This is a genomic window from Shewanella sp. 1180_01 (assembly GCF_052850535.1).
This window is the reverse complement of the sequence record NZ_VXCT01000001.1, coordinates 80,455-103,990: the sequence shown is the minus strand read 5'-3', so window position 1 is coordinate 103,990 and position 23,536 is coordinate 80,455. Positions and strand designations below refer to the sequence as shown.

The following is a 23,536-nucleotide window of genomic DNA, read 5'->3' as shown; positions in this document are numbered from 1 at the left end:
ATTAAGGACAGCTTGCTGCGCCAATATCAACCCATACCGCCGCAACGCCTGGTACATCACCTTTAGTCCAGTAACTCGCCTTCCACACACGACCGTTATAGCTGGTGGTTTGACCGCCGTTATACACCACACCCGCATCCCAACCGAGATCAACTTGGCTGAGTAGCTGCCATTGATCAGCGGTGCGAGATGGCGTATTGCCCTGCGTCCAGTACTTGGCTTTCCATACCAACTGACTGTGGCTCACAGTATCACCCGTGTTGTACACCACACTGGCTTGCCAAGCAGGATAGTTACCTGCATTAGGATCGGTTTCATCACAACCACCACCGATTACTTTTGGCGTCACGGTCAGATTCGTCGATGCGCTCGCATCCAAGGCACCATCGGAAACTAGCACGCTCAAACCATAGCTGGTCGCTTCGGTGACATTAGGCCCAGTGACCACTAAGGTGGCACTATTTTGTCCGGTTGCCGACACGCCAGCGGGCACAGTCCAAGCGTAAGTTAAGGCATCACCGTCGGCATCAGAGGCACTCGCCATTATGCTAACAGTTTTACCCGCTTCCACTGTTGCAGTGGCAGCTACACTCACCACGGGAGCTTGGTTCGGAGTATCCGCCTTATTGGTCACTGTCACTGAATCTGTGGCAGATAGCCCTTCTGGATCAGTGACTTTAAGACTAAAACTATAGGCAACATCAGTTTGCGTTGCAGCCAATTGAATCGCCGCATTCGCCATATCGGCGTTTGTGATGGCAATCGTTGGGCCAGACACTTGAGCCCAAAGATACGTTAGCGCCTCATTTTCAGGATCACGCGAACCGCTACCATTGAGCACCACATCGGCGGGACCTGTGACATTCACATCCGCGCCCGCATTAGCAATTGGCGCTTTATTCACCGGTGGCGTAGTTCCTTCGCCATGACCTAAACCTTCGTGCATCGCATTTAGAATATCGCCGTTATCGGCATCAATTTCCCATGCAAATAAACCACCTAACTGATTGGCAAGCACATATTGGCCCTTAGCTTTAACGGAACGAGCATCATCGAAAGTGATTAAATCACCCGTTGATGCCTTGAACAATGATGGCGCCTCGGCCGTTTCATCATAGCTGTAAGTCCAACCGCTCCCCATGTACTCGTTCACTATCTGGCGATAATCCACGATGCCATCTTCCCATGTGCCTTTCACTTTGCCCGTCGCTGTCCCTGTGAATGGGTTATTGCCCGTGTAGCCATTCACGCCTGTCCAGCCGCGGCCGTACATAGCGGCACCAACTACAATTTTTCCTGGGGTAACACCTTGAGCTAACAAAGCTTTAATACTCTTGTCTGTGGTGTAGCGGGTATCAGGATCCCAACTCGCCTCATAAAGATTGGTTTGATGACCGAGTTCAGTGTTCGTCCAACCGCCATTGAAGTCGTAACTCATCAAGAAGATGTAATCCATGTACTGCTGAGCGGCCTGATAATCGACCTTTGCCATTTTTTGAGCATCGATACCAATTGCGGAAGTCAGTTCATAGGTACGACCCGTCTCAGCACTTAACTCGTCGAGCATGGCGCGCAGTTCACGCATCAGGGTTACATAGGTTTCACCGTCATTGGCATTACCTAAGTTTGGATTCGCACCGCCACCACCTGGATATTCCCAATCAATGTCAACGCCATCGAAGAACTTCCACGTTTGCAGGAATTCCTTCACCGATGCAACAAAGGTATCGCGCTTAGTTTTGTCACCAAAGTAGAAAAAGGGATCAGATAACGTCCAGCCACCGACCGAAGGCAAAATCTTTAGATCGGGGTGGGCTTGCTTCAGCGCCATCAATTGACCGAAGTTGCCTTTGTAGGGATCAGAGTAGTCACTCACCCCCGCCTGTGGCATTTGGACCGCCGCCCAAGGATCGTGGATAGCGACTTTAAAATCTTCACGGCCACTACAGGCACGTTGCAGCGCTTGGAAACTGCCGTCGATTTCTTTCAAACTATCGTTAATGCCATCACCACCACAAATAGGGGTAAAGCCATATAAAATATGAGTTAAGTTCTGTGCTGGGATCTTATCGACTGGGAACTTACGGCCGTACACACCCCATTCTACAAAGTAACTGCCGACCACTTTGCCCGACTTGTTAACGTATGGACGATTGTTTTCTTTAAGCGGAGCATTGAGTGGCACTAAATGGCTGCCATCGGTATCGGCCACGAGGATTTCTTTGGCATCGCTCGCCGTACAACCATCGCTGTTACACAGTTGCACTTGCATCTGATAACGGCCGCCTTTGTTCACCTTAAAGTTAGCGGTGCCCGAAGCGCCTGAGGCGCCTTCCCAAGCGACATTACCGTTGAGCAGCACTTGGGCTTTATTGCCCACATCGCCACTCCAAAGGTTCCAGCTGACGGACACGTCGGCGGCATCTTTAATGGTTACCAACTGATTGTAAGCCGTAGCAGCTTGATTAACTTCGATAATAGCGAATTTGGTTTCGCCCCAACCTATAGTCGGTTTGCCGGGCGCTACGGCAAATGCACTGACACTCACGGTAGATGCCAGCGCCGATGCCACCAGCAAGGCTGATGTTGAAATTTGAGTCTTGAACATGAGATATCCCTATTGAATTTTTTATATGAATCAATAAGGCAAACAAAGCGTAGACAGGAAACAACACTCTCTTAAGACCATGCAACACGACTGACAATTGCACGAAGAAAAAACCTGTGGTATCCCCGCTATCATAGGTACAGACGAACCCTTAGACCGGAGGCTTTGCGTCCCAGTTTTTCAACTGGTTTGCCTTTTACACGCAATGACAACGCTGTCATTGCGATAATCAGCATATACGTAAGCGCAATAAAAATGCAACAAAATACTATCAACTAAGGTAGTGGTCTGATAAGAAAGCAATTAAATACAGTTCAACTATTTCTAATATTTACTTTGATAATTAATGATTTGCTGACTATTTTAGCCATAAAAAAACAGGACACGATAAGCCAAAGGCATCACCTGTCCTGTTATCAATTTCACTATTTATGCTGCTAATACTGCTTAAATTGCTAGGACTAAGCCACTGTAATCTAATAGTTCAAAACCAGAAGCGAACAACATCTATGATCTTTATGCGCGAGGATAATCCCTTGCGAGCATCACAGATAAACCTCGGCACACTAAGGTTTCCATATCATCGACGCGGTTGATTTTCATCTCAGCTAAGGGCGCGCTCAATGCCATTTGCTTTAAGCTTTCGAGGCAGCCTTTGTAGTAAGGAGCACTGTTCATCATGTTACCCGCGAGCCAAATCCGATTGGGATTAAATAAATTCACGGTCCACGCCAGCCCCATACCAAGGTAACTGCCCGCACGGTATAAATCATCCTGAGTGGTGATGTTACGGCTGCGTACAGAATCGCCACTGGCGAGTTGTTCTAAACTAAATTCGCCTGATTCTGTCATCACGCGGCAATGGCCTAACTCCCCTGCAACCCCTGTCGCACCGGTAAAGGCTTGCCCATTAAACGCAATCGACATCCCTATCCCAGTGCCGCACATGACCAACAACTCACAGGTATATTTGGCATCGCATGTGGCTTGCATACCCGCATCCATATCGTTGCAAATAAACTTAAGCTCGCCTTGAGTTTTCACTGTGTCAAAACTCAAACCATTGAGTCCGGGTAACGATTTACAAGCAACCAAACGATTATTTTGTACGAGTCCTGGTACGCCAATCGCTAATTGGTAATGCTGTAAATCGTAATCGCGTTCAAGCGCAGCGATTTGATTATTTAACTCTTCAATTTTAAAACCTTCGCCTGTGGGGATTTTATATTGTTCTGTATGTCCCGCGAGCTGAAGTTCGAACAGGGCTGTCGTACCGCCCACATCTATTGTTAGTATTTGCATCGCTTACTCCACTGATACATGTGCCCCACTCTGACCCCGAGCGAAGATGGCAAATGTTAGCATAGGGTCCAAATGTTAGCGATTGAATAAAACTTAAGTCGCTAATTTGTAAGGAACAAGTCTAAAAAAATATGACTGATATTTTGTTTTACTCAGGTTTTATGCTAAGAATCACACAAATAAATTAAGGGTAAAACACTTAGCTTGCTCATCACAGTCAGCACAAATTCACGATTGTATACAAAATCCTTTATTCGCTCCCCTTGCATCTCGCGCGTTAGGCTTGCGATAATCCGAGCTGGTTAGAACTCAAATCAACATAGACCTACTTATCCTTAGGCAAGCTTTGCCTATCGACTCGCACAGCGTGCAAGTCTCACTTGGAGCCCATATGTCACATTCAATTGCCAGCCGCCTCGACGCTATTCGCAGCGAATTATCTTCCGCCAATCTCGATGCTTTTATCATTCCTCGCGCCGACGAGTATCTGGGCGAATATGTGCCAGAACATAACGAACGTTTGTACTGGGCAACCCACTTTACCGGTTCGGCAGGTATGGCTATCGTATTGAAAGATAAAGCCGCTATCTTTACCGACGGCCGTTATACGGTTCAAGTTCGTCTGCAAGTGGATGCCGCACTGTTCAGCTATGAAAGCCTGACAGACACGCCACAAATTGAGTGGTTATGTGACACGCTGCCAGCGGGATCTCGCGTTGGCTTTGATGCACGCTTACATACTTTAGCTTGGTATGAAAATGCCAAAGCGACCTTAAGCAAAGCCCAAATTGAATTAGTAGCGGTTGAACAAAATCCTATCGATTTGCATTGGCAGGATCGCCCCGCACCATCGAGTGCGCCAATCACGTTATTCAGTAACGAGAGTGCCGGTAAAACCAGTCTGCAAAAACGTACTGAAATTGGCGCCTTAGTGAAAAAAGCCGGTGCTGATGTTGCTTTGATCGCCGCCTTAGATTCTTTCTGCTGGCTATTAAACATTCGCGGTAACGATATTCCGCGTCTGCCTGTCGTGCTCGGCAGTGCCCTGCTTCATGCTAATGGCGATATGCAGCTGTTTACCGATTTAAGCAAACTCCCTGAGGGCATTGAGGAGCATGTCGGTGCAGGCGTTAGCTTTAAGGACGAGGCCACGCTCGCCGATACACTTGCCAGCTTGCAAGGCGTCAAACTGCTGGCCGATCCAAACTCGGCTAACGCTTGGGCACAAAATCTCGCCCGTGAAGCGGGAGCTAAATTGATTGCTGGAATTGATCCCGTTTCTTTACCTAAAGCGCAGAAAAATCCTTCAGAACTTGCCGGAATGCGCGCTTGTCACATTCGTGATGGCGTTGCTGTGAGCCGCTTCCTTGCATGGTTAGATGCCGAAGTTGCCGCCAAGCGTATGCACGATGAAGCCACACTTGCCGATAAGTTAGAAAGTTTCCGCCTACAGGATGAGCGCTATCGCGAGCCAAGTTTCGACACCATTTCAGCAGCCGGTCCCAATGCAGCCATGTGCCATTACAATCATAGCAATGGCACACCTGCGATGATGACGATGGACAGCATCTACTTAGTGGATTCTGGCGCGCAATATATCGATGGCACCACAGATGTGACCCGTACTATTGCGATTGGTAAAGTCACTGATGAACATAAAAAAATGGTCACGCTGGTGCTAAAAGGCCATATCGCGCTGGACCAAGCTCGCTTCCCTAAAGGCACTTCAGGCCAGCAACTCGATGCATTCGCCCGCCAATATTTATGGCAACATGGTTTTGATTACGACCACGGCACAGGCCATGGTGTGGGTCACTTTTTAAGTGTGCACGAGGGTCCACAGCGCATAGGTAAAAATGTCAACGGTATCGCACTGATGCCCGGCATGGTGCTTTCCAACGAGCCGGGTTACTACCGCGCAGAGAGTTTTGGCATTCGCTTAGAAAACTTAGTCGTAGTGCAACACTGTGAAGCACTGAAAGGCGCTGAGCGTGAGATGTATGAGTTCGATGCACTGACTATGATCCCTATGGATGCCCGCCTTATCGATAAGAGCCTGCTAACGCAAGGGGAAATCGACTGGTTCAATGCTTACCATCAGCAAGTGTTCCATACACTTTCGCCGCTGATGTCCGGTGATGAACTTGCGTGGTTAACGCAAGTGACTAAAGCGATTTAGAGCGATTTAGCACTCCTGCGGGTAAGTAGCGATTTAAGTCGTCATTTAAATCATCATCTAAATCCGTTATATGCTACAAAATAGAACGCCCAAGACTATGAGCCTTGGGCGTTTTTTTTAGCGCTGATGCTGTACTTTCAAACCTAGTCCTATTTCAATAGCACGATTTAGTACATGATTTCAAAACACGTTTTCAATTTCAAAACACGATTGTAAACATGAGCCGCTAAACCATAGTGGGCTGCGCCATAGGCTGATAAGCATCATCCAGCGATGCCTTAGATAACACTTCAAACTCCTGATGAATTGCCATAAAACAATCGACTAATTCAGGATCGAAATGCTTACCTTTGCCTTCAATCATTAAATCGATGGCTTCTTGGTGACTAAAGGGTCGCTTATAACATCGCGGCGAAGTGAGCGCATCATAGACATCCACCAAGGCAACGATGCGCGCCGAAAGCGGAATATCCTCACCTTTCAACCCTAAGGGGTAACCACTACCATCCCACTTTTCATGGTGACCCGAAGCGATATCTTGGCCCATCTGAATAAAAGTACATTGGGGCGCATATTCCAACAAACTGCGTAACACTTGCCCACCTATCACAGGGTGGGCTTTGATCTGCTCAAACTCCTGCGGGGTTAATTTACCCGGTTTGAGCAGAATCGCATCGGCAATACCGACTTTACCTATGTCGTGCAAAATGGCCGATAGACTAATATCTTGAATAAAATCATCATTCAATTCCGCCGGTGGATTGTCGGCCTGCAGTCGCTGCGCCGCGAGCATTTTTGAATACTGCCGCATACGTAGTAAGTGCGCGCCCGTTTCGTTGTCTCTGTATTCGGCAAGTTTGGCTAACCCTAATACAGTCGCTTGGCGTGAGGCTAAGGTTGAATCGAGTGAATCCGCCAACTTACCTAATAAGTAAGTGATGGTTAGGGTCAACATGGCATTAGTTACAATAAAATTGACCACGACAACGGCCCAAATACCCAAACTGTAACCGTGAATATCAGGCCAGTTTAACCAGCCAAAGTGATAGGCAAGCCCAATCAGTACCAGACTCAGCCCATTTAAATATTGGGCATATAAGCTCGCGCGACGGCCTAAAAAAATACCCACTAATGGCGGAAAGATAAATAACCAGAAGAACCCCGCCCCCGATGGACCAATCGCAATCATAAAACCAACGCCGATAGCAAACGCTAACAAACAACCACAGCCAAAACGTGTGCTATCAGCAAGCTTAGGAAAATACAGTAAAACCAATAAAAACAAATAAGCCAGCGTATCGAATACCACCATAGACCAAAGATCGGCGATGACACATAAATACACGCTGGTGATATATACGGGCACGCAGAGAAGCGCAAGGAAGCCAAATAGACGTTCAAAAATCAAACGTCGCCAATGGGGCAGTGCCGCTGCTGTCCCCAAGGACGCGGTAGCCAATTTCGCTACGCCACGTCTAAGTGATATCGCCATGGGAAGTTCCTCTTATGTCGCATTCCCGTTGTGAGCTAATGAACCTTATCTAATAAACCTAAGCTAATGAACCTGAGTTTATGAACTAAAAGGTACACATAAGATGACTGAACTGCAGCAAAGCCAGATAAATTACACATCCAGCAAGCCATAGTTTATTGCCCATTAAAGAATAGACTATGACGAATAAACCGTCCGAATGAATGCCGCGATATGGCAACCGAATCAAGGACATTAGGCCAATGCCACCGCACAGATTTTGCAAATAATATGATGCCTACTTTCTACTCAATATCTGAGGAAAAATAACCCTATACAAAATACTGAAATTTACGTTTCAGCAGGATAAACGCTCGTTTAATTCCATTTTCGCATTACTTAAAAATTTTATATTTTGCAATAGCTTATAAATACAACGAACGATTGATTTTCATGGGTTAACCATCAAAAAGCGCTCTCCTATACCCATACAAAAATGATAGTCTTATCACATAACAAGCTTACCCCAATGAGAGTAAGCGCAAGAAAATTAGCGCCTAACACCGCGCCCCTGAACCCCAATGAATCATATCGGCCCTGAATGGACACACTAAATGAGCCAGAGTAACGCGTCTGCCAACAGAACACTGAATGCACAGAGATCAGATCAAGAAATCCGCTTAACACCACAGGATGAACTCATTTCCACCACCGACACTCGCGGTGTTATCACTTACGTTAATGCCCGTTTTGCCGAAGTCTCAGGCTATAGCGCCCAAGAGTTAGTCGGCAGTGCCCACAATATGGTTCGTCATCCCGATATGCCAAGCGCCGCCTTTAAAGAAATGTGGGAAAAGCTTAAGTCGGGCCAATCTTGGCGCGGCATAGTGAAGAACCGTTGTAAGAATGGTGGCTTCTATTGGGTCGATGCCTTCGTCTCGCCATTGTTTGAAAACGGCACTATTGTCGGTTATCAATCGGTGCGTATTCAGCCTCAGGCCGCCTACGTCAGCAAAGCAAATGAGATATACCAAAGACTTAAACTGGATAAATCCATTTCTAAGCCCTTAAGCTTAATGCAGAAACGTATCCTCTCGGCGGTTGTCGCCTCGACCGGCTTATTGATCGCAGGCTACTTTTGGGGCTGGGGCGTGATTATCGCTGGGGCGGTTTTGATGAGTATAAACTTGGCTATATTCTACGATGAGGCCTTTCGCATTCCCGCTAAACTGATTGAAATGCAAACCAAATACGACTCTATCAGTCGTTACATCTACTCGGGTGCCGATACGTCTTCTATCCTCGACTTCCAGCTCATCATGCTGCAAGCCAAAATGAATGGCGTACTGGGACGCACACAAGATCAAGCCAATCAATTGCATGCGATTGCCGATCAATTAGTGGTCGCGACCGAGCAAACCTATGTCAGCCTAGATCAAGAAAAAAGTCAGTTAGAACAGCTCTCTGGCGCGATGGAAGAAATGAGTTCAACCATTACAGAAGTGGCGCAGAATACCCATCTCACATCCACCAGCATCAATACCGCCTACGATCTCTGCCTTAAAAGCAGTGCCAATATGAAGGCCAATACTCAAAAAGTGGAACAACTGGCCAAGTCTGTTGCCGATGCCGCTAACAATGCCCATCAATTGAATAAAGAAGCCGAGCAAGTTGCTAATGCCATGGGCGAAATTGACTCCATCGCCGAGCAAACCAATCTTCTCGCCCTCAATGCAGCCATTGAAGCTGCCCGTGCGGGTGAACAAGGCCGTGGGTTTGCCGTGGTCGCCGATGAAGTGCGCGCGTTATCAAGCCGAACCCAACTGTCGACCAACAGTATTTCAAAAAGTGTCGATAAGATGTTCACTATGCTCAACGCATGGGCCAAAGAAATGGAACAAAGCCGCCAACACGCGGAGCGCTGCGCTAGCGACATCCAACTGTCCGCCGACAATGTGAATACCCTTTACCAAGAAGTGAGTGATATCCACACTTTTGCCCAGCAAAATGCGGTCGCAGCGGATCAACAGCGTCAAGTTGTTAATGAGATTGCCAGCAACATACACTCAATCACCCATTCAAGCGCGGAGAACTTGGCCGCAACCCATCTGATTGGTGATGCAGCTCATCTGCTTAAACATAATGCCGAGAAAGCCCTCGGCTTGAGACGCACCTTCGGTTAGTCATAAGTAAGATATAAAATGCCGCAGCCAAAACTGCGGCATTTTTCTATCGCGTTCTTTTAGCCCATTCTTTCCGCCAGCCCTCACTCAACCTAGAACATACTCAGCTAAGAGCATACTCAATCCAGTACTGATCCAACCCTGTGCTTGCAGAATTGGCCCTATCCCGCCTGAGCCGTCGCGAAGGCTTTTATCTCTTGGCGATAAAATGATGCAGATAAAATGCCAAAACACTAAAAAGTTCAGGTTTTAACCGAAATTTTTGCTATACTCCGCGCCCGCCATTTTTCTTATAAAATCTGTGTGGAAGAATGAGCCAGTCGGCACGCCTCTCTCCTTAGTCGAGTAAATAATAGAGGCTCGCGGTGCTTGAATGTTTGAATAAGTGAACGATAGGAATCCAAAATGAGATTTGAATCTTTTAGTTTTTCCCCCGAGATTTTGCGCGCTATCTCAGATTGCGGTTATCAACAAATGACGCCTATTCAGCAGCAAGCGATACCTGCTATCCGCCGCGGCCAAGATGTCTTAGCCAGTGCCCAAACCGGTACGGGTAAAACCGCCGCTTTCGCGCTGCCGATCCTGCAAAAGATGGTTGAAAATCCAAGCGAAACGTTAAAGTCGAATGCCCGCGTATTAATCCTTACGCCGACCCGTGAGCTTGCGGCTCAAGTGGCTGACAACGTTACGGCTTACTGCAAATACTTAAACTTCAGCGTGTTAACCATTTATGGCGGCGTAAAGATAGAAACACAAGCGCAAAAGCTGAAACGCGGCGCCGATGTGATTGTTGCCACCCCTGGTCGCTTACTTGAGCACCTTACCGCCTGTAACTTAAGCCTGTCGAACGTCGACTTTTTAGTCCTAGACGAAGCCGACCGTATGTTAGACATGGGCTTTAGCGCCGATATCCAAAAGATCCTTCAAGCGGTAAATAAGAAGCGTCAAAACCTGTTGTTCTCGGCCACTTTCTCAAGTGCGGTGAAAAAACTCGCCAACGATATGATGGTTAAACCGCAAGTGATCAGCGTTGATAAGCAAAACACGACGGCCGATACGGTTAGCCAAGTGGTTTATCCGGTTGAACAACGCCGTAAACGCGAACTGCTGTCTGAGCTAATTGGCAAGAAAAACTGGCAACAGGTATTAGTATTTACCGCGACCCGTGATGCCGCCGATACGCTAGTCAAAGAATTGAATTTAGATGGGATCCCATCTGAAGTGGTCCACGGTGAAAAAGGCCAAGGCAGTCGTCGCCGCGCCCTGCGTGAATTTGTGGCAGGTGATGTACGCGTACTGGTTGCCACCGAAGTTGCCGCCCGTGGTCTGGATATTCCAAGCCTTGAATACGTAGTCAACTATGACTTACCTTTCCTCGCCGAAGACTATGTCCACCGTATCGGTCGTACAGGCCGTGCGGGGAAAACTGGCGTAGCCATTTCTTTCGTGAGCCGCGAAGAAGAACGTACCTTAGCCGATATCGAAAAACTGATCGGTCAACAAATTCGCCGTGTCACTGTGCCAGGTTATGAAGTGGGCAGCCGCGAATTGCTGTTAAAGCAATTGCAAACCCGCCGTAGCTTTGCCAAGAAACAACAAAGAACCGACAACGTTGGCGCTCAAGTTGCTGCAGAGAAAAGCATGCAAGGCCGCCGCGTAAAAATGAAGGTGGGTCAAGCACCGAGCAAAGCGAAAAAACTTAAGTAATCGCTAAAACGGGCGGTGTAAAACGCATAGCGTTTAACCCCATCCCACGTGTTTTAGTGAAATCGGCCACAACAACTGTTGTGGCCGATTTTTTATGCCCAATTCGATAAAGCACTGCCCACTTTAACCAACAGCAATCCTTTATTGATAACAAAAAGACCATAACGCGGGGAACAAACTCAGCAGCGTCGCCCCCGCGAGCAATCGCTCACTTCCGTTAAGCTTTTTACCATCGACAAGTTGGCGGCGACTGTAAAGAAACAAGAGTAGCCAGAGTCCATAACCGCTCGCCACCAGCGCCACAATTCTCATCAGCCCATTGCCCTGTCCACTCAAAGAAAGCTTCAACAGGAACAGTCCAATCAATAGATAAGGCACTAAAATCATCGACGTAGAAATAAGTAACAGATTGGTATAACCCTTACCTAGCAGCCATACCAGTATCAAACAAAACTGCACTGTTAAGCTAGATAACCAGAGGGAAGCGATAGGTGTGCCATTGCGATTCTGCCGCAAAAAAATGGCAGGGAAAGCACCGTGGCGGGCTGCGCTGAAAGGCACCTCTGCCGAGAACAGGGTCCAACTCACGTAGGAGGCCAACACAGAAACAATAAGCCCAACGCTGATCAGTGCCTTGCCCCAAGAGCCGCTCATGTGTCTCATCAGTCCCGCCATAGAGGGATTAGGCAGCGCTGCAAGTTCTGGACGAGCTAAAATCCCCAGCGCTAACACAGAGATAAGCACATAAAGTAGTAGCGCCAGCACAACGCCAAGGACAGTCGCCGTGCCCACATCCCGCTTATTTTTAGCACGCGCCGATAACACTGCCGCACCTTCGATACCGGTAAATACCCAAAGCGTGATCAGCATAGTGTTACGCACTTGTTCAGACACTGGCACAGCTAAAGTGCTGGCCGCTTGGTCCTGAGCAAAAGTCACAGGGTCGAAGTAATAGCAGGCAAACAGTACAAACAGCAATAACGGCAAACTCTTGGCTAATGTCGCCACCAGATTGAACATGGCGGCCTGCTGTACGCCGCGGGAGACCAACCAATGCACCGCCCACAAAATGCACGACTCACCGATAAAAGCGGCCAGTGTATTGCCCTCGCCAAACCAAACTTGCTGCGGCGTATCGACAAAGCTGCCAAGGGCAGCAAACGCAATCACTAAATATCCCACCACGCCTATGGTGGCGCAAAGCCAATAGCCCCAAGCAGAAAAAAAGCCCACCAGCTCACCAAAACCGGCTCTGGCGTAGGTATAAATGCCGCCATCAAGCTCAGGCTTCAAGCGCGACAGATAGAGGAAACTCGCAGCCAATGCCAAGATGCCCACACCTGTGATCCCCCAGCCAATCAGCACAGCTCGAACACCCGCCACTTCAGCCATGTTTTGCGGCAGGCTAAAAATCCCCGCACCTACCATAGAGCTGAACACTAGGGCAGTGAGTGACCAGAGACCTATCCTGTTCTCTTTCATACAAAATCCTTAGCGCAAACGAGTAGAAAGAGCCTGTATGTGTTCGGGACCAATGCCGCAGCAACCACCGATAAGCGAAGCCCCTGCCGCACGCCAACGCTCAGCCCAACCGAGATAATCGAGCGGCCCAAGATCGGCACGGATCTCATCCAGACCATCGTTAGCCGTTGCCTCTTTCGGCTGAGGAGGAAATGCATTGGCATAGGCACCGAGTCGAATATCGGCACGCCCCAGAGCACTCAATCTGTCGCTGGCCACCTGTAATGCCGCCTCAATCACCTCAGGCTGACAACAGTTGAACAGAATCGCATCCACACCGACTGCTACTAACGCGTCGATAGCATCTGCCACCCGCTCACCGGAGCGAAGTGTCGGTTCGCTACCTAACGTCTCGTCCTCTAAGGTAAAAGAAACCCAAAATGGTTTGCCATCTTCTGGCAGCAAGGCCTTGATGGCTAAAGGCTCAGCAATCAAACTCATGGTTTCGGCTAACCAGAGATCGACACTGGGCGACAGCGCTCGAATGAGTGGGAGAGCCAGTTCACTCACCCTCGCGGCCTCAAATAAATCGGCACGGTAAGAGCCGAACAAGGGTGGCAATGAGCCCGCGACGCGAACCGCATTTGCGTGTTCATCCGCGACATCCCGTGCCAGTTTGCCCGCCAATGCAGCCAGCACTTCACCCTCGGCGGCAAAACGCTCATCGCCGATATGAAATGGCACGAGTGCATAACTGTTGGTGGTGATGACTTTGGCACCGCTGGCTACGTAAGCTTGGTGTACCTCAGTCACGGTTTGCGGCGCTTCTATAAGGGCCAACGCCGACCACTCAGGCTGGCGAAAGGGTGCGCCCCGTCTTGCCAACTCACGCCCCATGCCACCATCCAAAACCCACAGTTGCTGCTTATCCATCTTGCTTACCTCAATCTTTTTATGCGACTTCGTTTTACTAAGGCACTCATAGTTAATGAGAATCCTGCTACCTAGCACCTTGCTGCGTTCGATGACGACAATGCATAGCTTCAGTGAGTACCTTAATAACTGCAAAAAACATCTAGACGTTTAGATGGCTACAACAAAATAACGGAATCTCGATTTAGCCGCAATCGATATCAGTAAAAAAACACGGATTAATCTCAAACTTGAATAAATGGATGCCGCTGCGCTACGAAAACATGCCCAGTTGACGGCAAGAGACGAGGTATTGATGGGATCGTTGATGGAAGACATTGATGGAGGGCATGATGAGGGCATTGATAAATGATATTGCTGCGGAATGAGCTAGAGAACCTAGAAGATGATGGCAAAAAGTGGAGAACAAGATGAGTGCCCTCCATGTCTTTGGATAATATGAGATTGGTATTTACCCAAGTCGTTTAACTATTTCCAACCCTGCAGCCAAAGGCCTTCATCTTTTAAATCATGCCAGTTTATCGGTATAACTCGTTTTGACATCACAGCTTCAATTGAGCACGAGATCACTAAGCCTTCCTCATCAAATTCAATCTCAGTGACTAAAAAATGTTTTTCTTTATTGGTCGGCTTAACGGCGGTCCACTTACTGTTGAGTAATTTCTTAGGGTTAATTTTATTCATCAAAACTCCGCATGACAGCTAATTTGCTGGGTTATGTAATAACTTCCGCTAATCCCCGTTCCTTTAGAGACTCGCTTAAGAGCGCCTTGGCCAATACGAACAATACAGCAAGACCGCGCAATGGCACTTACACAAAAAACACTTAAGCGAAGATCCCGCAAACGGAGATGACTTAAGCAACAAATTACATAAGCAGATCACGCAAGCAGATCTCAGTACTAGAGCAGACAAAAGATAACTGTCAGTGCTTAGAAATGCAGCCATTGAAAGATAACGTTAGGAACGTCCATGTCAACCATACTAAAAACACTTTGCCTCGCAGGTACACTCTTGCTCACTAGCTTTACGACTCTGGCGCAGCCCATTGCCAGAGATGAGTTTTCCATTAGTCCGCTGCTCAATGGTCAGCAAATTCCTAAGGTAAACTTGCAAGATATCAAGGGTAAAACCGTCGATTTAGCCGAGTTAACCCAGCAAAAACCGACCATCTTTTTCTTTTACCGCGGCGGCTGGTGCCCATTTTGTAACAATCAAATGGGACAGCTAAAGGCGATTGAACCTGAATTATTAAAAGTGGGCTTTCAGTTAGTGGGTATTTCACCCGATACACCTGCGCAACTTAAGGCTTCGGCGGCAAAAAATGAGCTTAAGTATCTGCTGCTTTCCGATGAAAAAATGCTGGCAGCGCAAGCCTTTGGCTTAGCTTTTTACACAAGCGAAAAGGTCACTGAAATCTATACTTCGCGTCTTCATGTCGATAATCCAATGTGGACGACTCCCGAGGGAGCCAAACGTTTAGTCTTACCTGTACCCGCCATTTATATTAGCGATGATAAAGGTTTGATTCATTTCCAATATGTGAATCCTAACTACAAGGTCAGACCCGCACCTAAGCTAATCTTAACCGCCGCAAGTTTGGTGGGATCGCAAGAATAAATATCGGTTTATCGACCGCTTTGCTAAACTAGCTCCGCCGCAATCAATATCGTCCAAGTTCAAATAGATAACATCACTTCAGCCCGCGGCGGAGTCATAATGAATTCTCAAACCTATAACCAAGCTGTGCTCGAACTCGCCCTTGCGGGTCTTGCCGATTTAACCGCTTCAGCACAGACCAAGAAAGCCCAGCGCACCTCTGCGCAGGAAAGTCATTTTTTGTGTAATTGGATGGTCGAGTCCTTAAAGGAAAAACGCTTTTCTAAACTGGTAGCCGACGATCTGACGGCTTGGATACGTTTGGCTCGCAGCCAAGGTGCGGGCGCCGAACTCAAGCGTTTGCTAGAAAGGATAGTGCATCAATATCAAACAGTTGAGACATCAGAGCAAGCGTTAGGTACGGCATTAAATGCTATGATAGAAACTTTAAAGCAAGCCGAATGGTTAGTCTTTACTGACACTGAAATCAGCGCCAAGCTCAAACTCGATGGTGATGGCCAATCTAGCTTAGTAATTGATGCAAAAGAATTTAATCAACATATTAAAGACAATCAGTTGGTCAAACCAATCAACTTATATGTCCGCGCCGATGAACAGACGCTAACGCGTATCGCCCTATCCCATGGGTTATTACTCAGCCAAGGCAATAAGAAAACCAGCTTGGTTAAGCACCATAAAACCTACCAAATTTTCCCGCATAATCAGCAGCCCGCCCTGTGTCAGCTATTGGCTTAGGTGTCATAGCGTAAAGTGTAATGGCGTAAAGGTGAAAACTGTTTAACTATGGCTGATGTGACTGATTGTGACCCAATAAACAATTTATTCACACAGTTTAGGTAGAATGGCCATCGGATAGGCCTTGGCTAAAGCAGAGATAACAAGGATAAAAGCAATATGGTTAAGCGATGTTTGCAGTATAAACACTTAGTTCGATTTGCCTTGTTCGCCCTTTGCTTGACTCAACCACACGCCTATGCGGAGCAGCTCAAATACAATATCACTGGCTCCTATTCTTGGTATCCGTATTTTATTGGTGATCAAGCCGAGGCGCCGGGGATGATCACTGAGCTTATCCCGATGATTCTATCCTTAGCTAAAATCGACGGTGAAATCCTCACCTTGCCGCCAAAGCGCACTAATAACGCTCTGGAAACCGGTCAACTCGACTTTGATATCGTCAGCCCGAGTTGGTTTGAAAAGCAGGATTTGGGGCCGCTGTTTGTCAAATCCGCCCCCATATTGCAAATCACCGAATATGTGGTCACCCTGCCTGAAAATGTCAGTAAATATAAGGATATCGACCAGATTAAAGGCAAACAAATCGGGACAGTGCGCGGTTATTTATACCACGACGATAAGGACTTTATCCGTGCCGACTTTACCTCTGAGCAAGAGTTAGTCAAAGCCTTAGATAAACACAGAGTCGATGCGATTATTTCCGGTAATTACCCAGCCTTGTATTGGTCGACTCAGTTGCGGATCCCTGTCGCCCTTGCGGCGGTGCATTCCGATGGGGACTTAGTGTTTAGGTTACGTAAGGAACATGCCGATTTGCTGCCTGCCATCAATCAAGCGATTGCGACCCTAAAAGCCAACGGTAAGATTGATGCGATAGTCAAAAAATACACCCAAACACTGACAAGCTGATCCTATGCTCAAGCATTGGCGTTATTAAGACCACAGTTACAGCTTGGGCTTAGCTCAATCGTTTTTTTCGTTATAACATCATCAGCATGCCATCTGTCCACATTTCCCGTCATCAATAGAAAAGCGCCCGCAGGCGCTTATCGATACTGATCCAAGGTTTATCAACACTTATCAGTGTTGATCAATAGAATCAGCTTAATGTCAGTTTGACCATTCACAGGGATCGTAATTGGCGAGGACTGCGGCATAGCTGTGGCTCAGTCCTTGAGTCGAGTAATAGTAACCTTTGCCCTGTTTATCCACGGCATAATGGATATCCTCAGCCCCAAGCGCTGCGGCAATTGCTCACGCACATTGGCTAATTGGGGCTCATCATAAAGATAGGGGGCAAAAGTCAGCACGCTCTCCTGATACACCTCAGTATGGCGGCAACTATTGCGGCGAATTTGAGCAATGATGGCCTCAAATGCATCACCGCGCTCCAGTGCTAACCATTGCTCGGCATAACGCTCAACGATACTTCTATCGGAATAGAAAAAATGCCGCTTATCCGACAAGCGCATCTGCACATCCGCATAAGCCTCATTGAGGATCAGCTGAATATAACCCGCAACCGTTTGCTTATTATCCCATTCCAGCCCAGCCACGGCGGCAATTTGCTCCGCCGTGACTAAACGTCCGTGTTGGCTAAATACTCGGATATAACCGACGAGTTCAATCATTTTTTCACTCATAATGTCCAGTCATAACGCCAATCATAGTGCCCAACTAGAGTGTTCAAGCGGGTAACAAGCCTCGCGCCGCTAATTTGTCGGCGACAAAGCCCAAACTAAACTTGTCGAGTGTGGCCCGCGTTGGTGCTCCCGTTTGAATATCCCAACCAAAGGCTTCATAGAACATGTCCAGCGAGGTTTGCATGTCGGCGCGATCCATCTTGATGGTGCCCTCTTCGCCAAAGTTTTTGTCTGGGTCCATGTCGTAAACCCAGTCACTGAGCACATCGTGCTCTTCACGCATATTGCCCTCATTCATCTGCAACATGGTTAAGGCGCGGTGAAGATGCAAGACCCTTTCCGCCTTGAAATCTAACTCAGTTTCACTGGTTTCAATCCCTGTGACTAGGCTGAACATTTGCGATTCTATGGTGCTATCGCCTTCATAATTACGGTTCTTATCGGGCGATGCCAAAAGTGGGAACATCCAATTACACAGTGTCAGCGAGTCATGCAGCACGTTTTTCACTAAAGACCACTTAGCGAAACGAACCTTAGCGGCATTAATCGGGGTATACCACTTCACCTTATCAAAGGCGCCCTCGCCCCATTTTTTCTCGGCGATGGCGACTGTCATATCGTGGGGTAACCCACTGTTAACTATGTTAATGTGGGAATGGCACTGGGCATCGCGGTTAAAGACGACGTTGATTAAGGTGCCCACCTGACCTGCAGTTTCACTCGCATGGTGCACGGCGGCGTTGGTTTTTCGGTTAAATACCTTGGTTTTACTCTCTTTATGTATGTCCCAATACCCTAATGCGGGGTTTGTGCCATCCAATCCCCAACGCGCGATTAAGTCATACAATCCATCCGCCATATGGGAAATTTCGCCTTCTTTGTAGGCAATGCGGCGATAGAAATCAATTAAGAAGGCAGGATCTTGATTATCCCAAAGCGCCCAAGGAATGCTGTTGTATTCCTCTTCAGGCAGTAAATCTTTGAACATATCGTGTGTTTTTAAAAACTTAAAGATATGAGAAATCAAACCATAGTTACACCAAATGCCGTAATCATCGAGGATCTGTGCGCCCAAGGCTCCCGCCATTGCATGTGCTTCTGAGCCGTTTGTGGTGCCCATCAAATACTGAGGCACGAGGAATCCCATACAGACGTTGGCAATATGCTCGGTCTTACGACCATATTTACTCTTCAGTTCAGGGACTTTAAGCTCGCAGAAACAACGTATTGGGCATGAATGGCAACCGCCAGTGCGCTTCATCCACTTGTTGGCATATTCGACGCCTATGTAGCTTTCGGCCATCGAAGTGCGAAATCCAATACGGTTACGCTCATTCCAAGGCACTTCGCCTAAATCGATTTCTTGATCGGCGGCGCCCCACTTAAGGCCAGGTCGTGATTTCCAGCGACTGATAGGGGCTGAGTACTCGGCCCAAGATTGCGGCGTAGAAGGCACCACACCATTATTATTGGCACCGATAATCCCTAAAATATGGTCATCTAAGGCGCGCATTTTTTCATTATTGGCGGCAATTTTGACGGCGCCGGTACCGATAATGCCGATCCCTTTACAATTTTTTGAGCCCATAACTGAGCCATGACCACCCGCAGAATGCCCACCCTGAGTCATGATGACAGACAGCGGCACTTGATTTTCACCCGCTTGGCCAATCGCCGCCACTTGTGCATTGGGACCCATCATTTGCGCTATCATGGCGTGGGTATCGAATATGCCTTTGCCCCATAGCGCATCGGCAGGTTCAATGGTGACCTTGTCATCGACAATTTTTAGCCACACAGGGCTCGCCGCTTTGCCTTCAATTGCAATCGCATCGAAGCCGGCAAATTTCATTGCAGGCGAAAAATGACCACCAAAGTGACCGTCGGCAATAAGGTGTTTTTCAATCACCGGACTACGGGAAGTAATCGTTGTTCGTCCAGTACAAATCACCCCTGAACCCGTTAATGGCCCCGCAGAGAAGACAATAATATTCTCAGGATCGATTGCCTTTATATTGTCCTTATGACCATCCCACAATATTTTATAGCCAATACCCATACCACCAATATAGTCATAATATTTTTCTATGGGATCATACGAAATCGTATTTGTCGTTAAATTAACTCTAAGGACTTTTCCTGCCCAACCACCAATTATATTACTCATCATATTTCACCTCGATTCAAGAAACTAAGCCGGTATATTTTTCATATTGTTCTAATGCAGCTTCGGCTTCATCCCAAGGATAAAATTTAATTGCCCCAGTAGGACAAACTTGAGCACAAGCAGGCTGGCCATTGCATAAATCGCATTTCACGGCTTTCATTTTACTGCGGACGACTTTAATCACTTGCTGCGGACATTTATCCGCACAATAACCACATCCAACACAGAGTGCTTCATCAACCACTTTGGCGCCGGTTAGCGGGTTGGTTGAAATAGCCTGTTGCGGGCACACTTGTGTACAAACTTCACATTGGCGGCAAGTGGCAGGAATTATGGTGCCATCACCGCATTCGCCATGCTGTATGTGATAGTTGAATTGCATGCCATGCGGGCCGAAGTTCATGTTATGTTCAACTTTTACGCGCGCCAGCGTTGGGCTACTGTCGCCCTCGTGGTTCCAGCTGCAGGCAATCTCGCAGCGTCGACAACTCACACACACGACAGGGTTGACCACCATTAAACCACCGGCCATGACTTCTACGACTTCCTGACTGTCATTGTCGCTGCCACAACCGGTAAGAAAGCTAATCAGTGTCCCGTGATATACAGTACCGACAGCAACGCCCATACTGCTTTTAAGTATTCCTCTTCTGGTAATCATATTCGATCCTTTATTAGTCAAAGCAATATAATTAAAATATGCATACACTTTGATTCCCGACAATTTATGCTAGAGTAATATCTATTATTATTTTACGTCTGCGTCACACTTACCCAAATTGGGGCAGTATTAGATCAAGTTACACGACTTGTGTCTGACTAACGCTTTTAAGAATTAACAATTAAATATATCGAAAATTAAAATAATGCTTCAATTCAAATTACCTCAATATAATTAATCAAAAAGGTTTAAAAGCGGTTAATTAACTGCCACTCAACGCATAACTCAGTTAATATCTAAAACGCATACATTCCGATTAGAGTCCCGACAGAATCTAATTAAAAAGGAATGGAAAATGATGAACACGAATAACCGTTCTCAATGGAAAATCTTTACGCCAATTGCTGTTGCAGTCTGTCTGATGACCGCCTGTTCCGATGGTGAAGAGGGTAAAGAAGGGCCACCTGGAATTGTGAGTATCAGCATAGAACAGGCCGATACTCTTAAAGCGACAATCGAAAAAGTCGCTATCGATGCGCAAACTCAAGTGCAGGTCGATTTCTTTCTCAGTAACGCCAATGGCATTGCCGTCACTGGACTAGAAAACCTTAAGGAGCTTGATACCTTAGGCCTTGGTATCGCTAAGCTTGCACCGCCGCAGGCGCACTATCACATCCCTCAAGCCACAGCTGACGTTGCGGCGCAGAATAGCGCTGTCACAACGAGTGAGATCGCCAGTACGACGGATGCCGCATTGCAATGGACCAGCTACATCAACAACCAAGTGGAACCTGCGACCAATACCCAGCCCAATGCCGTAACACAATTTCAAGCGGGCATAGAAAGCAGCTGTAAAGCGGCGTGTTTAACCTCGTTAGGCGCGGGTCTTTACCGTTATACCTTTAGCAAACCTCTGACGGCATACCCACAATTTGCGGGAATCGATACCCAATACACGCCTGAGCTGACCCACAGGATTTACCTAGAACTCAAACCGTTAGCCAATAGCCCAATCGACACTCAGTTGATCAACAGCGTATACGACTTTGTTCCCGCCACGGGGCAAACCGTCGCAGCGGACTTGGGCCGCAAAGTTATCGCACCTGAGCAAGCCTGTTTTCGTTGCCATAATGCCGATTTGGCTAATGCCGATACCCGCCTTTTGATGCACGGCAGTAAACGTTTTGCCTTTGAAGGCTGCGTGGTGTGTCACACGACTTATTCTGGCGATCCTGAAACCGGTAACAGCTTAGATATGGCGACATTGACGCACCAAATCCACCAAGCTAAATATCAAATCGTCGGCCACAAGGGACAGTTATATGACTTCTCCAATGTGACCTTTCCCGGCGACATGAACCAGTGCCAGCAATGTCATATCGCTGACGCAGCGGCGCAAAGCAGCAATTACAATATCCCCAGTAAAACCGCCTGCCTTGACTGCCATAAAGCGCAAATTCCCGCCGACTGGAATGGCACTGTCGCGGGGTTATTCCATAATAGGGAGATTTTTGCCAAGCCATGGGCACTCAGCTGCAGCGGGTGTCATCCCGATAGTAATAATCCCCAAGGTGTAGGGCTATTTCACAATGCCGCGGTGAACACGGCCGCTAAACTGGCGAGCGATTACCAAATTAAGTTACTGAGCTCGCAGCTCAGTGTTGAGGCGCAAACTCTAGTCGTCACACTGCAAGTGCAACAACTTGACCAACTCCCCGCGACTCAAGCCATGATTAAATCTTTCTGGTTAATTGCCGCGGGTGAAACCAATCATACCGACATGCCAGTTAATAATGGCCAGCGTAAAGTGTGGGATTTGTTAGCAAACACGAGCGATGTTGCCTTAAACATCACGGCGCAGAATCAGTTAACGGTCACTATATCTAACTTATCGACTGCTGACTTTGGCGATCTGAGCCAGTCAAAGCTCAACAGCAAACTGGTGCTCTGTGCCGATAAAAACACTGGCTTTGCCGTTGACTGTAATATCGCCAATCACAATGTGAGCCTCAGCGCGTTGAATACGCTCACCCTGCAAGGTCAAACGGTTACAGCAAAAGCTAAGGTCGATGAACAAGCCTGTCGCCAATGTCATGATCAAGGCTTAGAGGACAGAGTCCTGTCGGCGCATCAAATGAGGGGGATTTTTGAGCCAACTAGCAGCTGCGGCACTTGCCATGCACCGCAAACTGCAACCGCACTCACAGATGGGCAATGTCAAAGCTGCCACAACAATGATGCAATCATGTATCTCAATGCAGGCATAATGCATACTCCCGGTGCCGACCAAATCAAGCCCTATCGCACCATAAACAATACCTTGAGCTACAGGGAGTTAGTGCATTCACTGCACGCGGGAACCCGTACTGTCGTCGGTTTTGATAACCCACGCCCAGAACTCACCTACCCTAATGCGAAAAACAACTGCAGTGTTTGCCACAGTGCAGGGCAACTGGATCTCGCGGGACTGAGTGCAGAACAATCCCTGTTAGTTGCCGCACACGATGCGGTCAACAATGGTCAAATTGCCGAGTATTCGCCAACCTTGGCAACCTGCGCCGCCTGTCATACGCAAACGGATAGCTTAGTGGTTCACGCACGTGGCTTTGGTGGGGTTTATCAAAGCGATGCCAGCGGAGGGCGAATTTACCAAGCGGGGCAAGAATCCTGCGCCATCTGTCACGCCGAAGGTCGCTCATCGGGTGTCGATAAGGTGCACCAATAGGCTGGTAGATTTTATCTCGCCCAAAAACAAAACCGCTCGCAATAATGCGAGCGGTTTTATTTAATCAAGCTGATTTATCAAGCCTTGAGTCAGTGCTGAGTTCACTCTGCGCAAAAGCTTACTTGGCGGATTTAATCT

The 23,536-nt window shown here is 47.7% G+C and carries 15 protein-coding genes, 1 pseudogene and 1 riboswitch; of the genes and pseudogenes, 7 read left to right on the top strand and 9 right to left on the bottom strand.

Features of this window, described 5'->3' with window-relative positions:
* Position 1 precedes the first annotated feature (1 nt).
* Together FW758_RS00435 and FW758_RS00430 are read right to left on the bottom strand one after the other, a co-directional pair.
* Positions 2-2,608 (bottom strand): glycosyl hydrolase family 18 protein, encoded by a 2,607-nt coding sequence (locus FW758_RS00435; protein WP_446444348.1) that lies wholly within the window; start codon positions 2,606-2,608, stop codon positions 2-4.
* A 115-nt stretch (positions 2,609-2,723) separates the two neighbouring features.
* A riboswitch (cyclic di-GMP riboswitch) is annotated at positions 2,724-2,812 on the bottom strand.
* A 312-nt stretch (positions 2,813-3,124) separates the two neighbouring features.
* A complete protein-coding gene (locus FW758_RS00430; protein WP_259569547.1) occupies positions 3,125-3,910 on the bottom strand; it encodes an ROK family protein in 786 nt (261 codons plus the stop codon).
* Positions 3,911-4,301: 391 nt separating this feature from the next.
* Here FW758_RS00430 and FW758_RS00425 point away from each other — a divergent pair, with 391 nt between their 5' ends.
* Complete coding sequence (locus FW758_RS00425; RefSeq protein WP_446444347.1) at positions 4,302-6,089, top strand: aminopeptidase P family protein; 1,788 nt, start codon at positions 4,302-4,304, stop codon at positions 6,087-6,089.
* Between the two features lie 226 nt (positions 6,090-6,315).
* Here the strand turns inward: FW758_RS00425 and FW758_RS00420 are convergent, their stop codons facing one another.
* A complete protein-coding gene (locus FW758_RS00420; RefSeq protein ID WP_446444346.1) occupies positions 6,316-7,581 on the bottom strand; it encodes an HD-GYP domain-containing protein in 1,266 nt (421 codons plus the stop codon).
* Positions 7,582-8,174: 593 nt separating this feature from the next.
* Here FW758_RS00420 and FW758_RS00415 point away from each other — a divergent pair.
* Together FW758_RS00415 and FW758_RS00410 are read left to right on the top strand one after the other, a co-directional pair.
* On the top strand, positions 8,175-9,743 hold the full coding sequence (locus FW758_RS00415) for a methyl-accepting chemotaxis protein (RefSeq protein WP_432326162.1): 1,569 nt from the start codon (positions 8,175-8,177) through the stop codon (positions 9,741-9,743).
* A 405-nt stretch (positions 9,744-10,148) separates the two neighbouring features.
* Positions 10,149-11,450, top strand: a complete 1,302-nt coding sequence (locus FW758_RS00410; RefSeq protein WP_446444345.1) for a DEAD/DEAH box helicase — start codon at positions 10,149-10,151, stop codon at positions 11,448-11,450.
* A 141-nt stretch (positions 11,451-11,591) separates the two neighbouring features.
* On the opposite strand, the gene FW758_RS00405 is transcribed toward FW758_RS00410, so the two are convergent.
* From FW758_RS00405 to FW758_RS00395, 3 genes are all read right to left on the bottom strand, one after another.
* The gene (locus FW758_RS00405; protein WP_446444344.1) at positions 11,592-12,932 is read right to left on the bottom strand and encodes a basic amino acid/polyamine antiporter; all 1,341 of its coding nucleotides are present in this window, start codon (positions 12,930-12,932) and stop codon (positions 11,592-11,594) included.
* A gap of 9 nt (positions 12,933-12,941) precedes the next feature.
* On the bottom strand, positions 12,942-13,844 hold the full coding sequence (locus FW758_RS00400) for a homocysteine S-methyltransferase family protein (RefSeq protein ID WP_259562214.1): 903 nt from the start codon (positions 13,842-13,844) through the stop codon (positions 12,942-12,944).
* A 468-nt stretch (positions 13,845-14,312) separates the two neighbouring features.
* Positions 14,313-14,528 (bottom strand): TIGR02450 family Trp-rich protein, encoded by a 216-nt coding sequence (locus FW758_RS00395; RefSeq protein ID WP_006082577.1) that lies wholly within the window; start codon positions 14,526-14,528, stop codon positions 14,313-14,315.
* 288 nt (positions 14,529-14,816) lie between these two features.
* Between FW758_RS00395 and FW758_RS00390 the strand changes: the two genes are divergently transcribed.
* The 3 genes from FW758_RS00390 to FW758_RS00380 all read left to right on the top strand — a co-directional run bounded on the left by FW758_RS00390 (position 14,817) and on the right by FW758_RS00380 (position 17,111).
* Positions 14,817-15,464, top strand: a complete 648-nt coding sequence (locus FW758_RS00390) for a peroxiredoxin-like family protein (protein ID WP_446444343.1) — start codon at positions 14,817-14,819, stop codon at positions 15,462-15,464.
* Between the two features lie 99 nt (positions 15,465-15,563).
* Positions 15,564-16,199, top strand: coding sequence for a DUF2913 family protein (locus tag FW758_RS00385; RefSeq protein WP_012587120.1), 636 nt, complete (start codon positions 15,564-15,566; stop codon positions 16,197-16,199).
* Between the two features lie 159 nt (positions 16,200-16,358).
* Positions 16,359-17,111, top strand: coding sequence for a substrate-binding periplasmic protein (locus FW758_RS00380; protein ID WP_446444342.1), 753 nt, complete (start codon positions 16,359-16,361; stop codon positions 17,109-17,111).
* A 201-nt stretch (positions 17,112-17,312) separates the two neighbouring features.
* Here FW758_RS00380 and FW758_RS00375 read toward each other — a convergent pair.
* From FW758_RS00375 to FW758_RS00365, 3 genes and pseudogenes are all read right to left on the bottom strand, one after another.
* Positions 17,313-17,833: pseudogene (locus FW758_RS00375) on the bottom strand (hypothetical protein).
* 55 nt (positions 17,834-17,888) lie between these two features.
* Positions 17,889-20,012, bottom strand: a complete 2,124-nt coding sequence (locus FW758_RS00370; protein ID WP_063884552.1) for an aldehyde ferredoxin oxidoreductase — start codon at positions 20,010-20,012, stop codon at positions 17,889-17,891.
* Between the two features lie 16 nt (positions 20,013-20,028).
* A complete protein-coding gene (locus tag FW758_RS00365; protein WP_006082585.1) occupies positions 20,029-20,673 on the bottom strand; it encodes a 4Fe-4S dicluster domain-containing protein in 645 nt (214 codons plus the stop codon).
* A gap of 355 nt (positions 20,674-21,028) precedes the next feature.
* On the opposite strand from FW758_RS00365, the gene FW758_RS00360 reads away from it, so the two are divergent.
* Positions 21,029-23,398 (top strand): OmcA/MtrC family decaheme c-type cytochrome, encoded by a 2,370-nt coding sequence (locus FW758_RS00360; RefSeq protein ID WP_446444341.1) that lies wholly within the window; start codon positions 21,029-21,031, stop codon positions 23,396-23,398.
* Positions 23,399-23,536: the final 138 nt, after the last annotated feature.

Excerpts from the sequence above, each read along its gene's own strand:
- FW758_RS00425 (WP_446444347.1), top strand. The coding sequence starts at position 4,302 with ATGTCACATTCAATTGCCAGCCGCCTCGACGCTATTCGCAGCGAATTA.
- FW758_RS00420 (WP_446444346.1), bottom strand. The coding sequence starts at position 7,581 with ATGGCGATATCACTTAGACGTGGCGTAGCGAAATTGGCTACCGCGTCC.
- FW758_RS00385 (WP_012587120.1), top strand. The coding sequence starts at position 15,564 with ATGAATTCTCAAACCTATAACCAAGCTGTGCTCGAACTCGCCCTTGCG.
- FW758_RS00395 (WP_006082577.1), bottom strand. The coding sequence starts at position 14,528 with ATGAATAAAATTAACCCTAAGAAATTACTCAACAGTAAGTGGACCGCC.
- FW758_RS00410 (WP_446444345.1), top strand. The coding sequence starts at position 10,149 with ATGAGATTTGAATCTTTTAGTTTTTCCCCCGAGATTTTGCGCGCTATC.
- FW758_RS00370 (WP_063884552.1), bottom strand. The coding sequence starts at position 20,012 with ATGAGTAATATAATTGGTGGTTGGGCAGGAAAAGTCCTTAGAGTTAAT.
- FW758_RS00405 (WP_446444344.1), bottom strand. The coding sequence starts at position 12,932 with ATGAAAGAGAACAGGATAGGTCTCTGGTCACTCACTGCCCTAGTGTTC.
- FW758_RS00365 (WP_006082585.1), bottom strand. The coding sequence starts at position 20,673 with ATGATTACCAGAAGAGGAATACTTAAAAGCAGTATGGGCGTTGCTGTC.
- FW758_RS00435 (WP_446444348.1), bottom strand. The coding sequence starts at position 2,608 with ATGTTCAAGACTCAAATTTCAACATCAGCCTTGCTGGTGGCATCGGCG.
- FW758_RS00360 (WP_446444341.1), top strand. The coding sequence starts at position 21,029 with ATGATGAACACGAATAACCGTTCTCAATGGAAAATCTTTACGCCAATT.
- FW758_RS00430 (WP_259569547.1), bottom strand. The coding sequence starts at position 3,910 with ATGCAAATACTAACAATAGATGTGGGCGGTACGACAGCCCTGTTCGAA.
- FW758_RS00415 (WP_432326162.1), top strand. The coding sequence starts at position 8,175 with ATGAGCCAGAGTAACGCGTCTGCCAACAGAACACTGAATGCACAGAGA.
- FW758_RS00390 (WP_446444343.1), top strand. The coding sequence starts at position 14,817 with ATGTCAACCATACTAAAAACACTTTGCCTCGCAGGTACACTCTTGCTC.
- FW758_RS00400 (WP_259562214.1), bottom strand. The coding sequence starts at position 13,844 with ATGGATAAGCAGCAACTGTGGGTTTTGGATGGTGGCATGGGGCGTGAG.
- FW758_RS00380 (WP_446444342.1), top strand. The coding sequence starts at position 16,359 with ATGGTTAAGCGATGTTTGCAGTATAAACACTTAGTTCGATTTGCCTTG.